Source organism: Rhizobium johnstonii 3841, from assembly GCF_000009265.1.
Lineage (GTDB): Bacteria > Pseudomonadota > Alphaproteobacteria > Rhizobiales > Rhizobiaceae > Rhizobium > Rhizobium acaciae.
Map to the genome: position 1 here is coordinate 1,433,253 of NC_008380.1, position 13,211 is coordinate 1,446,463.

Annotated in this window: 15 protein-coding genes; 12 read left to right on the top strand and 3 right to left on the bottom strand. The window is 62.2% G+C overall.

Annotation, left to right across the window (positions count from 1 at the left end):
* The first annotated feature begins 115 nt into the window (after nt 1-115).
* Nucleotides 116-817 carry a pentapeptide repeat-containing protein gene (locus RL_RS07135; protein WP_011651077.1) on the top strand — a complete coding sequence of 234 codons (702 nt, stop codon included), beginning with the start codon at nt 116-118 and terminating at the stop codon, nt 815-817.
* A gap of 102 nt (nt 818-919) precedes the next feature.
* Here the strand turns inward: RL_RS07135 and msrB are convergent, their stop codons facing one another.
* A complete protein-coding gene (msrB, locus tag RL_RS07140) occupies nt 920-1,333 on the bottom strand; it encodes a peptide-methionine (R)-S-oxide reductase MsrB (RefSeq protein WP_003546617.1) in 414 nt (137 codons plus the stop codon).
* 189 nt (nt 1,334-1,522) lie between these two features.
* Between msrB and RL_RS07145 the strand changes: the two genes are divergently transcribed.
* The 9 genes from RL_RS07145 to RL_RS07185 all read left to right on the top strand — a co-directional run bounded on the left by RL_RS07145 (nt 1,523) and on the right by RL_RS07185 (nt 8,784).
* The gene (locus RL_RS07145) at nt 1,523-1,738 is read left to right on the top strand and encodes a hypothetical protein (protein ID WP_011651078.1); all 216 of its coding nucleotides are present in this window, start codon (nt 1,523-1,525) and stop codon (nt 1,736-1,738) included.
* Nucleotides 1,739-1,968: 230 nt separating this feature from the next.
* Entirely contained in the window at nt 1,969-4,326 is a 2,358-nt protein-coding gene (locus tag RL_RS07150) for a putative monovalent cation/H+ antiporter subunit A (RefSeq protein WP_011651079.1), read from the top strand.
* A gap of 4 nt (nt 4,327-4,330) precedes the next feature.
* Nucleotides 4,331-4,750, top strand: coding sequence for a Na(+)/H(+) antiporter subunit B (locus RL_RS07155; RefSeq protein WP_003546620.1), 420 nt, complete (start codon nt 4,331-4,333; stop codon nt 4,748-4,750).
* Nucleotides 4,750-5,127, top strand: coding sequence for a Na+/H+ antiporter subunit C (locus RL_RS07160; protein WP_032985038.1), 378 nt, complete (start codon nt 4,750-4,752; stop codon nt 5,125-5,127). Before RL_RS07155 ends, RL_RS07160 begins: the two co-directional genes overlap by 1 nt.
* A gap of 67 nt (nt 5,128-5,194) precedes the next feature.
* Complete coding sequence (locus tag RL_RS07165) at nt 5,195-6,763, top strand: Na+/H+ antiporter subunit D (RefSeq protein WP_011651081.1); 1,569 nt, start codon at nt 5,195-5,197, stop codon at nt 6,761-6,763.
* Nucleotides 6,760-7,233, top strand: a complete 474-nt coding sequence (locus RL_RS07170) for a Na+/H+ antiporter subunit E (RefSeq protein ID WP_011651082.1) — start codon at nt 6,760-6,762, stop codon at nt 7,231-7,233. Before RL_RS07165 ends, RL_RS07170 begins: the two co-directional genes overlap by 4 nt.
* Nucleotides 7,230-7,583, top strand: a complete 354-nt coding sequence (locus RL_RS07175) for a cation:proton antiporter (RefSeq protein ID WP_011651083.1) — start codon at nt 7,230-7,232, stop codon at nt 7,581-7,583. Before RL_RS07170 ends, RL_RS07175 begins: the two co-directional genes overlap by 4 nt.
* Nucleotides 7,580-7,912, top strand: a complete 333-nt coding sequence (gene mnhG / locus RL_RS07180) for a monovalent cation/H(+) antiporter subunit G (protein ID WP_011651084.1) — start codon at nt 7,580-7,582, stop codon at nt 7,910-7,912. The genes RL_RS07175 and mnhG overlap by 4 nt, the downstream gene beginning before the upstream one ends.
* 440 nt (nt 7,913-8,352) lie before the next feature.
* Nucleotides 8,353-8,784 (top strand): MucR family transcriptional regulator, encoded by a 432-nt coding sequence (locus RL_RS07185; RefSeq protein ID WP_003546634.1) that lies wholly within the window; start codon nt 8,353-8,355, stop codon nt 8,782-8,784.
* Nucleotides 8,785-9,111: 327 nt separating this feature from the next.
* Here RL_RS07185 and RL_RS07190 read toward each other — a convergent pair whose 3' ends face one another.
* Complete coding sequence (locus RL_RS07190; protein ID WP_028741538.1) at nt 9,112-9,534, bottom strand: SufE family protein; 423 nt, start codon at nt 9,532-9,534, stop codon at nt 9,112-9,114.
* Nucleotides 9,535-9,781: 247 nt separating this feature from the next.
* Nucleotides 9,782-10,276 carry a DUF5330 domain-containing protein gene (locus RL_RS07195; RefSeq protein ID WP_011651086.1) on the bottom strand — a complete coding sequence of 165 codons (495 nt, stop codon included), beginning with the start codon at nt 10,274-10,276 and terminating at the stop codon, nt 9,782-9,784.
* 414 nt (nt 10,277-10,690) lie between these two features.
* Here RL_RS07195 and RL_RS07200 point away from each other — a divergent pair, with 414 nt between their 5' ends.
* Both RL_RS07200 and RL_RS07205 read left to right on the top strand, forming a co-directional pair.
* The gene (locus RL_RS07200; RefSeq protein ID WP_011651087.1) at nt 10,691-12,271 is read left to right on the top strand and encodes a sensor histidine kinase; all 1,581 of its coding nucleotides are present in this window, start codon (nt 10,691-10,693) and stop codon (nt 12,269-12,271) included.
* The gene (locus RL_RS07205; protein ID WP_011651088.1) at nt 12,243-13,196 is read left to right on the top strand and encodes a peptidoglycan-binding domain-containing protein; all 954 of its coding nucleotides are present in this window, start codon (nt 12,243-12,245) and stop codon (nt 13,194-13,196) included. The genes RL_RS07200 and RL_RS07205 overlap by 29 nt, the downstream gene beginning before the upstream one ends.
* Nucleotides 13,197-13,211 lie beyond the last annotated feature (15 nt).

The window sequence follows — 13,211 nt, forward strand, 5'->3', positions numbered from 1 at the left end:
TGAAGGGCGCGCGCCATCTTTTTATTGTAGTCTGAGCTGTGTAAGAAATTGGAAGGCTGCTTCGCGAAAGGCAGCCTGAAAGCGTCATGCAAGCGTCATGGGGGTGAATAGTTCAATGGCAATGCACGGATCGTCGCTCGGTCTCCTTGCCCTCGTCCTTTTGGCATTTCCGCCGGTTGCCGCACGAGCCGCCGATTGCGGCAGCCTGGCCTCGCCGAAGCTCGACTGGCAGGATTGCACCAAGAAGAACCTGATGCTGCAGGGCAGTGACCTCGAAGGCGCCAATCTCGTCGGCACCGATTTCTCGCTGACCGATCTTGCTGGTGCCAACGTCAAATCCGCCAATCTGGAGAAAGCGACGCTGGTGCGCGCCTCACTGGAGGGCGCACACGCCGAAGGCGCCAACTTCGCCAAGATCGAGGCCTATCGCTCCAACTTCGCCAATATCATCGCCGAAGGCGCGTCCTTTGCCGGCGCCGAGTTGCAGCGTGCCAATTTTGCCGGTGCCCGGCTTGCCGGCGCGAGCTTCGAAAAGGCCGAGCTCGGCCGCGCCGATTTTGACAAAGCGGTGCTGACGGCGGCGAAATTCTCTTTCGCCAATCTCTCCCGAGCCGACCTCTCCGGCGCCACTTTCGAAACAACGCCGATGTTCGACCGCGCCTTCATGTTCCTGACCCGGATCGAAGGCCTCGACCTCTCGGCCGCAACCGGGCTCGAACAGGCGCAGATCGACCTGGCTTGCGGCGATGCCTCGACCAAGCTGCCGGCCGGCCTCTCGGCACCGACAACCTGGCCCTGTCCTGCTGAGCACCAGTGATCGGCGGGCTCGGCGTATCGTCGAGTAGCACTGCCGATCAAGACGGGGAGAGACAGCGACCGATGGCACCGGTTAAGCCGCCTGTCGATTGCTGCGCAGGGCTTATTTCCCGGGCTCGAACACCATGGAGTGGCCGTTGATGCAGTAGCGCAGGCCGGTCGGTGGTGGGCCGTCGGGAAAGACGTGGCCGAGATGGGCGTCGCAGCTGCCGCAACGGATTTCGGTGCGCACCATGCCGTGGCTCGTGTCGCGATGCTCGATCACCGCTTCGGGCGACACCGCTTCGAAATAGCTCGGCCAGCCGCAGCCGGCATCGAATTTCGTGTCGGAGCGAAAAAGCGGCGCGTTGCAGCCGACGCAGCGGTAAAGCCCCGTCTCGAACGAATCCCAGTAGGGCCCGGTGAAGGCGCGTTCGGTGCCGTGCTGGCGCGTGATGCGGTATTGCTCGGGAGTGAGCTGCTCTTTCCATTCGGCGTCGGTCTTGTGGATCTTGGCGGTGGTCGCAGTTTCGGACATGAGGGTGCTCCTTTCGCCGAGGGGCGGGTTCCGTTTCGCGAGAAAATGTGGTGCGCCGCGTTCACTTCATCAAGTCTGCCGCGGCGCGCATGAGATCGACGGCATACCCAATTGGGGGAAGAGGCTTGCTTTTACATCCGTTAGGGGTTTTCTGTTAGGGTTAATGTTGCGTGCATTGGAGAATCACTGGTGTTTGAAACAGCAATCGTCCTGCTCTACGGCCTTGTGGCCGTGGCCGCCATGGCGGTCACGCTGTTGGAAGGCTGGGCCAACCATGACGGCTTGACGCTTCATCGTCTCGCCGGGCTCCTCGCTTGCCTGCTCTGGCCGTTGACGCTTCTGGTCTTCATCCTTCACGGTTGCATCGCCCGGCTGCTGACGCGCCTTTCCAGATCGACAGCCTGATCGGCTTCGAACATCGCCTGCTTCGCCGGACCGGCCGAAATCGCTTGAGACACTCCCCCGTTTCGCCTAAGTCAGAAGACAGGCCGGTTTTCGCCGGCTTTTTGTCTGTTGCCTTTCCGGTGTCGCGGGTCTTTTCAGACGCAAGGGATGCCGTACCGCTTTGAATTGCTGCATAATTTCGTTCCTTGAATCGATTCCGGTTTAAGGAGTTATCCAGTAGAGGAGAAGACATGGCCGATGTCACGGCTCTGACATTTCTGGCCCTGTGTCTTCCGCTCGCCGGCGCTCTTGCTGCTCCCTTCGTCATCCGCATCTTCGGCGCAAACGGCGCCTGGCTCCTGGCGATCGCTCCCTTGCTCGCCTTCCTGCATTTCCTGCGGTTCATTCCTCAGATCGCGCGCGGTGAGGTCGTCACCGGCGGCTATTCCTGGGTGCCGAGCTATCATCTCTCTTTCTCCTGGTTCCTCGATGGCCTGTCTCTGGCTTTCGCGTTGCTGATCACCGGCATCGGCACGCTGATCGTGCTTTATGCCGGCGGCTATCTCAAAGGACACAAGGATCAGGGCCGCTTCTTCTCTTTCATCTTCCTCTTCATGGGCGCGATGCTCGGCGTCGTCGTTTCCGACAGTTTCCTGATGCTCTTCGTCTTCTGGGAACTGACGTCGATCACCTCCTTCCTGCTGATCGGCTTCGATCACGAGCGTGAGGCGGCTCGCCGCGCCGCCCTGCAGGCGCTTGTTGTGACCGGCGGGGGAGGGCTCTGCCTGTTGGCCGGCCTGCTGCTGCTCTGGAACATCTCTGGCGTCACCGAGATGTCGCGGCTCATGGGAACGGGCGATGTCGTGCGCGAAAGCCCGCTCTATCTGGCTGCCCTCATCCTGGTCCTGGGCGGCGCCTTCACCAAGTCGGCGCAGTTCCCCTTTCATTTCTGGCTGCCGAATGCCATGGAAGCGCCGACGCCGGTTTCGGCCTATCTGCATTCGGCGACGATGGTGAAGGCAGGCGTCTATCTGCTGATGCGGCTCAATCCCGTCATGGGGGCAACCTCTGCCTGGGAAATCCTTCTGCCCTTCTTTGGCGGGCTGACGCTGGTGGTCGGCACCGCGCTTGCGATCCGCCAGACCGACCTGAAGCTCAAGCTCGCCTATACCACCGTCTCCTCGCTCGGCCTGCTCGTCATGCTGATCGGCTTCGGCTCGGACCATGCGGTCGAGGCGGCAGCACTCTATCTGGTGGCGCATTCCCTCTTCAAGGGCGCTCTCTTCATGGTCGCCGGCATCATCGATCACGAGACCGGCACGCGCGATATCACCAGGCTCAGTGGCCTTAGGCGGGCGATGCCGCTCACCTGGATGATCGCGCTTGCGGCGGCCTTCTCGATGGCCGGCCTGCCGCCCTTCTTCGGCTTCCTCGCCAAGGAGGAAATCTATACCGCGCTCGCCAGTGGCGATGTCCGCGCACTCACTTTCACCGCCATAACCGTCTTCGGCAATGCGCTGATGTTTGCCGTCGCCTTCGCCGTGGCGCTGAAACCCTTCCTCGGCCAACCGGTGGAGACGCCGAAACCGCCGCACGAAGCGCCCGTCCTGCTTTGGCTCGGCCCGGCCGTTCTCGCCGTCCTTGGCCTGCTCGCCGCGATCTTCTCGACCTTCACCCATGCCGTCCTGTCCTCGCCGATCGCATCCGCCATCCGCCAGACACCCGTTGAAATCGACATTTCGCTGACGCCGCATGTCGGCCTGCCCTTGGCGCTCTCCGCCCTGACCGTGCTGCTCGGTATCGGCGTCTACTGGCAGCTCGCGCGCGCCCGTTTCCTGATGGCCGTCTTCCTGCGCGCGGCAGGCCCCGGGCCGGACCATGGCTTTGATGTCGCTATATCGGGCCTTGTCCGCTTTTCCGGCCGGGTCATGCGTGTGCTCCAGCCGGGGCGGCTGGAGATCTACGTCACCTGCACCTTCCTCTGCGTTGCCGCCATCCTCATCGTCCCGCTCGTCGTCTATGGCGAGCTGCCGCGTCTGCCGGCCTGGCCGACCGATGTCAGGCTGCATGAATGGGCGGTCTTCCTGATCGCCGCCTTCGGCCTGGCCGCCGTGCTCATTGCCCGCGACCGGCTGACGGCGATCGTTTCGCTCGGCATCCAGGGTTTCGCCGTCGCCATCATCTTCCTGCTGTTCGGCGCGCCGGATCTGTCGTTTACCCAGTTCATGGTCGAAACCCTTTCGGTGGTGATTCTTGCCCTGGTCATGACCAGGCTTCGTCTCTCGCCCGACGATCAGCGGCCGCTCGGCCGCAAGCTCTTCGACGGCGCGCTGGCGCTTGCCTGCGGCCTCGGCTTCACGCTTCTCCTGATGCGGGCAACCGAGGCACCGTTCAACGACGCGCTGACGGCTTTCTTCAACACCTATTCCAAATCGATCGCCCACGGCGCCAATGTCGTCAACGTCATCATCGTCGATTTCCGCGGCACCGACACGCTTGGCGAAATCGCCGTCGTCGCGGTCACCGGCCTTGCCATCCTGGCGCTGATCCGCATCCGCGCCGGCAGCGAGCGCAAGCTTGCCACCAACGATCCCGCGGCGGAGGGTTGAGCGCGTGAACACCCTCATCTTCCGCACCGCCGCCCCGTTTCTCACCGCGCTGATGCTGCTTTTTTCCGTCTTCGTGCTGCTGCGCGGCCATAACGAGCCGGGCGGCGGCTTCATCGGCGGGCTGATCGCTGCCTCGGGACTGGCGATCTACGGCATTGCCCGCGGCGTTGGCGCCGTTCGCCGGGCGCTGTTTTTCCATCCGCTGTCGATTGCCGGCTTCGGCTTGTTTCTGTCGACCGTGGCCGGTCTTCTCTCCATCCTGTTTGCCGTTCCCTTCATGACCGGCCTCTGGATCTATCCGACGCTTTTCGGCGCCGAGGTGCCGCTGTCCAGCGTCATGCTCTTCGATGTCGGCGTCTATCTCGTCGTGCTCGGCGCCATCACCTCGATCGCACTGGCGCTCGAGGAAAAGGAGGTGGAATGATGGAGCCGCTTCTCGCGATCCTCGTCGGCCTGTTCTTTGCCGCCGCCATCTATCTGATGCTGTCGAAATTCTCGATCCGCATCATGCTCGGCATCGCCATCCTCGGCAACGCCGTCAATCTGCTGCTCTTTACCGGCGGCCGGCTGACGCGCGAGGTGCCGCCGATCATCCCGGTGGGCCTCGACAGCTTGCCCGCAGGCACGGCCAACCCGCTGCCGCAGGCCCTCATCCTGACGGCGATCGTCATCTCCTTCTCCTTCCTCGCCTTCCTGCTGGTGCTGACCTACCGCGCCTATCAGGACCTCGGCACCGACAACACCAGCGACATGCGCGCCGCCGAGCCCGACGACCGGCCGCTGCCGCCATTGGGGTATTGAGCCGGATGGTTGTGCGGATGCTCACCCCAAGACAAGCCCTCTCTTGCAATTGCGGAGGCGCCATCTGATGGCCGCCCCCACCTCCACCGTCGATCTCTCCACCGCCCTGATCAACGCTCCGGTGCCGATCGGTCACTGGCTCGCCATCCTGCCGGTCGCCCATTGCATCACGCTCGGCGCCGTCCTGCTGATGCTGCGCGCCTATCCCCGTCTGCAGGCCTGGCTTGCCATCCCTGGCCTTGCGGCGCTGGCGCTGATCGATGCGGCGCTGCTCGCCAAGGTCGCGGCCGACGGGCCGCTGACCATGGTCATGGGCCGCTGGCTGCCGCCCTTTGGCATCGCCTTCACCGTCGATCTCTTCGGTGCGCTGATGGCCTTCACCGCGGCCGTTGCCGCGCTCGCCGGCGGTATCTATGCGCTGGCCGATATCGGCGAAAGCGGCCGGCGATACGGCTTCTTCCCGCTGCTGATGCTGCTGATGGCCGGCGTCACCGGCGCTTTTCTGACCGGCGATATCTTCAATCTCTATGTCTGGTTCGAGGTGCTGTTGATCTCCTCGTTCGGGCTGATCATCCTTGGTTCCGAACGTGAGCAGATCGACGGCGCACTGAAATATGCGGTGCTCAATCTGATCGCCACGACCCTGTTCCTGGTCGGCGTCGGCATTCTCTATGCCGCCTTCGGCACGCTCAGTATGGCCGATATCGCTGCAAAAGCTGGGGATTTGCGCGGCACAGCGCCGCTGATGACGCTGGCAAGCCTCTTCCTGCTTGCCTTCGGCATGAAGGCGGCAGCCTTCCCGGTCAATTTCTGGCTGCCCGCCGCCTACCATACGCCGCGCATCGTGGTCTCGGCACTGTTTGCCGGCCTGCTCACCAAGGTCGGCATATACGCGCTGATCCGGGTGATGGTAATGCTGTTGCCGATGGAGCGCCAGGAATTGAGCCCGGTGATCGCGCTCGCCGCCGCCGCGACCATTGTCGTCGGCGCTCTCGGCGCGCTTGCCGAAAACGATATCCGCAGGCTGTTCGGCTATGTCGTCATATCGGGCATCGGCAACATGCTTGCCGGCGTCGCCCTCGGCGGCCTTGGCGGCATCAGCGGCGCTGTCTTCTATGCGCTCCATTCCATGGTGCTGATGACGGCGCTTTATCTTGCCGCCGGCGAGATCGCCCGGCGCGGCGGCGGCTTTTCGCTGTCGGCCCTCGGCGGGCTCTACAGGCAAAGCGGCGGCTTCACCGCGCTCTCCCTCGTGCTCTTCCTTGCCGCCTGTGGCTTGCCGCCCTTTTCCGGCTTCTGGCCGAAAGTCATTCTCGTCAAGGCCTCGCTCGATCTCGGCGCCTGGTGGCTGGCGGCCTCGATCCTCCTCGGCGGTTTTCTGACGACGATCGCCTTCGGCCGTCTCTTCCTGTTCGCCTATTGGCGCCCGGCGCCGATAGCCCCGACGCCGATAACCCTGAGACCGCCCGGGGTCAGGTGGCGCACGGGCCTGCCGCTCGCGGCGCTGACAGCGCTGGTCGTTGGCTTCGGCATCCTGCCGGAACAGTTGCTGGCGCTGTCGCAATCGGCCGCTGCCGGCCTGGCCGATCCCCAGGCCTATCTTCGTTCGGTCTTCCCGGAAGGGCGCGCGCCGTGATCTTCTTCCTCTTCAACCTGCTGCTTGCCATTGCCTGGGTCACTGTCACTGGCAGCGCCTCGCTGCACAATCTCGTGCTCGGCTTGCTGCTCGGGGCCTTGGCGCTGGTCATCATCCGCGAATCCTTCGGCGGCAAGGCGCATATCCCCCGCGTCCTCCCGGTGCTCTCGCTAGCCGCTCTGTTCCTGAAGGAATTGTCGCTGTCGGCCTGGAAGGTCACGGTCACCGTCCTCTCGCCCGACATGAAGCTGAAGCCCGGCATCTTCGCCTTCCCGCTTACGGTGACGAGCGATTTCCAAATCACTTTGCTCGCAAACCTCATCACGTTGACACCCGGCACGCTTTCGGTCGACGTCTCCGCAGATCGCCGCACGCTCTATGTGCACACGCTCGATTGTTCCGATCCCGAGACGACCAAGCGCGATATCGCCAACGGTTTCGAACGCAAGATCATGGAGGCCTTCCGGTGATCACACCTGCCGCCATCGTCGCTGTCGCATCCTCGGCCGCACTCGTCATCCTCGGCCTGGCGTTGATTCTGACTGTCTGCCGTGTCGTCGCCGGCCCGACATTGCCGGACCGGATCCTCGCCCTCGACATGCTGACCGGCATCGCCATCGGCTTCATCGCCGTCATCGCGGTCAAGACCGGCTTTTCGCTCTATATCGATATCGCCATCTCGCTCGGCCTCGTCGGTTTCCTGGCGACAGTCGCCTTCGCCCGATTCGTGCTGTCGCGCGGCAACATCAAATCGAAGCCGCCCGCCGCTGCGGCAAATGGCAACACGCAAAAGCGCCGGGCAGGGGGGAAGAAGCGATGATCGATTATATCGTTGCTGCCGTCACCGCCCTGCTTTTGATCGTCGGTGCGCTCTTTGCGCTTGCGGCGGCGATCGGCCTGGTCCGGCTGCCCGATCTCTATACGCGCATGCATTCGGCCTCGAAGGCGGGGACTGTCGGCTCCGGGCTGTTGCTCCTTGCCGCCGGCCTCTATTCAGAGGACCCGGCGATTCTCGCTCGCGCCCTTGCCGGTTTCGTCTTCTTCCTGCTGACGGCGCCGGTGTCTGCCCACCTGCTTGCCAGAGCTGCCCATCGTTCGGGATATGATCTCGGTGCACCCTCGGTCCGTGACGATATCAGGGATCGTTGAGCCTATGCTGTTCGGCGACTTTACCAGATTTATGCAAAACTTATGCACAGGAAGCTGTGAGTAAAGCTTGCCGAAGAGCCCCTCAATTCTTCATCTGTCATTTTTTCTCAAGAAAAACGACAAATAATAATTGGCCTTTCGACCAAACGATGGTATTTGAAAATGCAAGTAGAGTTCTGATTGTGAATTGCAATCGTACTGCTTCCAAGTCCCTCAGTTTTGATTTTTAATGTCTAAACTGAGGCCATCGCCTGGGGCATGACGTAGTGGTTTCCAGTCAGGCAGTATAAGAACAGGTCACGCTCTTCGGAATCTAGGGGTGGATTTCGCGTTTTTCGAAACAGAAGGTCGCTTCCTGTGCTTTTGCTGTTCGCTTCTACGAGGCGGGTCTTTGGCGTGTCAGTCAAAGACCGTTTGAGCATGCTAACAGGAGAAAGAATATGACGGATATAGCAACCGGCAGTGCGCCGGAGCTGCTTGTGGAACTGACAGCCGACATCGTCGCGGCCTATGTCAGCAACCATGTTGTACCGGTCAGCGACCTGGCCAATCTGATTTCCGACGTGCATTCGGCACTGAGCAACACGTCCGTACCGCAGCCTGCTGCGGCGATCGTCGAAAAGCAGAAGCCTGCAGTTTCTGTCCGCAAGTCCGTACAGGACGAGCAGATCACGTGTTTGGAATGCGGCGGCAACTTCAAGTCCCTTAAGCGCCACCTGATGACGCATCACAGCCTCTCGCCGGAAGAATACCGCGAGAAGTGGGACCTGCCGACCGATTACCCGATGGTAGCGCCCGCTTATGCCGAAGCGCGTTCGCGCCTGGCAAAGGAAATGGGCCTCGGGCAGCGCCGCAAGCGCGGCCGCGGCTGAGCTTTTTCGAAAGCATCGACGACAAAAAGCCGGGTCTTGTGCCCGGCTTTTTTGTGTGCCTTTTCAAGACGAAGAAATACTCTTTCCGGTATTTAGAGCCTTTCCGGGTTGGATTGAAGCATTCTGTTGGCTCAAACGGAGTCGGATGGTCGACTGGCCGGCCCGTTTCGGCCGGACGCCACGACAGCGTAAGCGATCCAGTCTTATGCTTTGCCGACAGGTTTAGAATGTATTCCTATACTATCAGCAAGTGTTAATATACTCGATTGCAGAGCCGGCACCGACCCGCTCGTCCGTCCTGTGGCTCTCAAAGCAGGCCAGCCACGGTCAAGCCGCAGTGCGGACTCTTGCCTCTTCGCGGATCCTGTTCACCATCGACCGCAGTCCGTTCGAACGCTGCGATGACAGGTTTTCCACCAGGCCGATCTTCGAGAATATCTCGAAGGCATCGAGCCCGGCGATCTCCGATGCCGTCTTGCCGGAATAGGTGGCAAGCACGATGGCGACGAGACCGCGCACGATATGGGCGTCGGAATCACCCTCGAAGCTCATGACGGGATTGTCGGGATCGCCTGTCGTATGGGTCACCAGCCACACCTGGCTGGCGCAGCCCATCACCTTGTTCTCCGAGGTGCGCTTCTCCTCGGCCAAGTCCGGCAGCGCCTTGCCGAGTTCGATAACATAGCGGTAGCGGTCTTCCCAATCGTCCAGGAAAGCGAAGTCGTCGATGATCTGGTCGAGGGATGCCATGCGGAAGCCTTTCACTATTAAAGCAGTTCCAGCAGAAGTGCGCAGCGGTTTTGCGTCCGGAATGCGTCAGGAAATGCTCTAAGACTGCATATAGGTGAAAGACCGGCAGATTTGAACCGCTAAAAAGAAACGCCGTGAGGGATGGGCATCCTCACGGCGCAGCAACATGCTGAAGTAAAAAGGGCAGGCACGTCAGGCATGGGGCATCTCCGCGTCATGCGGACCACCGATGCAAGCTGGTTGAGGGTCAGGTCGCCGGCTTCGGCGTCGGCAGCGGAATAGCGCCGGTCACCACGGCCTCAGAGGAGGCATCGTCCTCGACCGGCGGACGGTAAGGCATCGGCTGGTTGAGCGCGGCTTTTGCCTCGCGCACCTTTTCCTGGATGGCAGGCGTGGTGAGGGAAGGCATGTTGAGCGCCACCGGCATCTGCGGTTCGGCAAGCTTTGCGGCTGCCGGCGCCTCGTCCTTGAACTGGCTGTCGAGAAGTTCATAGGCAACGCGGGCGCCTTCGCGGGCTCGGTAGCCGAGTGCGGTGAGGGTCTCGGTGCCCTTGGCGCAGACTTCGGGCTTCTCCGAGCACATGCCGGTCAAATAGTCATAGGCGCCGCTTGCCGCCGTGAACGCGTCGGACAGCTGCAATTGCGGGCCGTTGGCGAGCTTGTCGGAACTCTCCGTGCTGAAGACGGAAAGAAGCACGAGCACGAGGCCAAACCAGAAGGATCCTTTGATCAGAAACCACATTGTCGTTGCCCATCCTGTTTTCCCCGTCCGGTTCTTGTCGCCGAATCAGGCCGGTTGTCCGGTGTGTTTTCACCCTACCGCCAAGTTGCGAATGCCGCTTTTCGAAACTCACGCGCATTTGCGGCAAATTTAGTTCAAATTTTAGCGAACGGCATTTGAGCCGCATTTTTAGTCGAATGCGAGCGATCGCCGTTAAGCATCAGGGCAGCACCTGCTTGCAATTGCAGGACTTTTGCCGGCTCGCCTTGCCACAGGAGTTAACGCAATGCTGAAATATGAGGAAAATCCGTCGCTTACCCCCTATTAACCACAAAAGGCAAAGAGCCTTCCAGATGCTTCAAAACGAGAATTTCGGCCGTTTCAGGCTGTGAACAGCGCTTTTGCCTTATCCTTTCTTTAAGTCGCCAAGGCCTATTGTCCGGATCGATAGACAGCCTTTCGGGCGGGTATTGCGTGCGTGTATTGAGTAACATTGGCGGCTGGATGACGGCCCTGGTAGACCGGGCAGCGACAAGCTGGCTCTCCCGGACGGGCGGCGGTGAAGCCGTGCGCCAACGCGAGCTCGCGATCCTGCGCCGCCTCGTGCTGCTCTCCTCGGCTGCTCTCGTTGCCGCTCCTATCGGCCTTTCGGCGGTCACCAGTCCGGCCGTGGCGCTGCCGGCAGGTGTCGCCATGGTCTGCGCCGCCTTTCTCTTTTCCGCCGTCGGCAGCATCGCGCTCGCCCGTCAGGGTTCGTCCGCCGGTATCGCCACGCAGTCGGCCGAGGATTTCTACCTTGCCGCCACCCCGGGCCTCGTCTTCTTCCTCGATCCGCATGGCAGTGTGGCGACCGTCGGTGGTCGCGACCGGCGCGATTTCCTCGCCTGGATGCGCGATCCCAAGGGCAGGGGCTTCCTCGAGCAGGTGCATGTCTCCGACCGCATTCTTTTCCTGCAGGCGCTCGATGGCCTGCGCCGGGGCGAGGATGCTCAGAGCGTCGACCTGCGCCTCGACCGGCCCTCGGTCTCGCGCGATCAGCGCCAGTTCGCTTATCTGAGAATGGACATGACGGCCCGGCGCGATGCCGACGGCGAACTTGCCGCCATCATTGCCCAGCTGCGCGATGTCTCCGTCGAGCAGCAGCTGCGTGACGAAGCCCAGAACCGCGCGGCCGATGCCGAATCGGCAAATGACGCCAAATCCCGCTTCCTCGCCGCCGTCAGCCATGAGCTGCGCACGCCGCTGAACGCCATTCTCGGTTTTTCCGACATCCTGATCGGCGAATATTTCGGCAAGTTCGAAAACGATCGCCAGCGCGAATATGTCGGCCTGGTCCGCGAATCCGGCGCGCATCTGCTCTCCGTCGTCAACACCATGCTCGACATGAGCAAGATCGAGGCCGGGCGCTACGAGCTGATCCTCGAAGCCTTCGACATATCGAGCTCCGTCAAATCCTGCGAATCGATGCTGGCCTTGCAGGCCAAGACCAAGGGCCTCACCCTGACGAGCCGTATACAGCGCGGCCTCGGCGAGGTCGTCGCCGATCAGCGCGCCATCCAGCAGATCCTCATCAACCTCGTCGGCAATGCCATAAAGTTCACCGAGGCCGGCGGCGTCGTCTCGGTCGATGCGGCAGCGCGCGACGGCATCCTCAAGCTGACGGTCAGCGACACCGGCATCGGCATCCCGGCCGACAAGCTGGCATTGCTCGGCCAGCCCTTCGTCCAGATCCAGAACGATTACACCCGCCGCTTCGAAGGCTCCGGCCTCGGTCTCTCCCTGGTCAAGGGGCTGGTGGCGCTGCATGGCGGATATTTCGCCATCGCCAGCCAGCCGGGCGAAGGCACGATTATCACCATCGAGATTGCGACGGACGGCTCGGGTGCACAGCACGCCGAAGACGCCGGTCATGGCGCGACTGTCGAGTTTCCGCCGCGGCTGAAGGGCGCGGTCAATAGTGGTGCAGGATTGGAAGAGGGGCGTTTCGATGGCCGCGCGCAAGCGAAAATCGCCTAAGGGAAAAAGGGGACGGCAGCAGCCGGGCCTTCTGATGTCAGGCGCTGCCGCCCTCGGCGGTCTCGGCCTGCAGGGCGCCTCCGTGCTCGGCGGGGTCGGCCTGCAGGGCGCATCCGTGCTCGGCGGCGTCATCGGCCGCAATCCGTCGATCGCCGGCGGCGCGATCACCTTCGCCGTCATCTTCTCCTTCGTCGCCGCCAATGCGCTCTGGTATCAGCCGGGCCTGCATCCGCATCCGATCTTCCGCACCCGCGATCCGCAGTCTCCGACCGTGCTCGGCGCCCGCCGCCCGGCCGAGGAGCAACAGGGCGACGTCACCACCTTCCGGATCGAACGGCCGCAGGATACCGCCACCACCAACGCGACACCGGCGCCTGCCGCACCCGGCCAGCAGCCAAGCCAGCTCGTCATGGACATCCAGCAGCAGCTGGTGCGCCGCGGTCTCTATAACGGCATACCCGACGGCATTATCGGCCCCCGCACCAGTGCGGCCATTCTGTTCTTCGAGGAAACCGTCGGCATGACCCAGACCGGCGATCCGACGCCGGACGTGCTCGTGGCGCTGAAGACCGATGCTGCCGGCCCCTCGACCGTACCCGCCGAAAAGCCGCCCGAGGACGTGAGCTCGAAGGCGGCGGCGGAAGACCCGGTGGCAGCGGCGATCCGCAGCGCCGAGAAGACCGTCAAGACGGTTCCATCGGCGGCAAAGCAGGTTCCATCAAGCCAAATCACCAATGTCGACCTGGTGTTGAAGATCCAGAAGGGTCTTTCCAACATGGCCTATGCCAATGTCGGCGTCGACGGCGTCGCCGGCGAGCAGACCCGCGCGGCCATCCGCCATTTTCAGAAGCACTACAACCTGCCCGAAGACGGCGAGCCGAACCAGGCGGTGCTGAAGAAACTCAAGGAAATCGGCGCGATATAGAGCAATTCCAGTAAA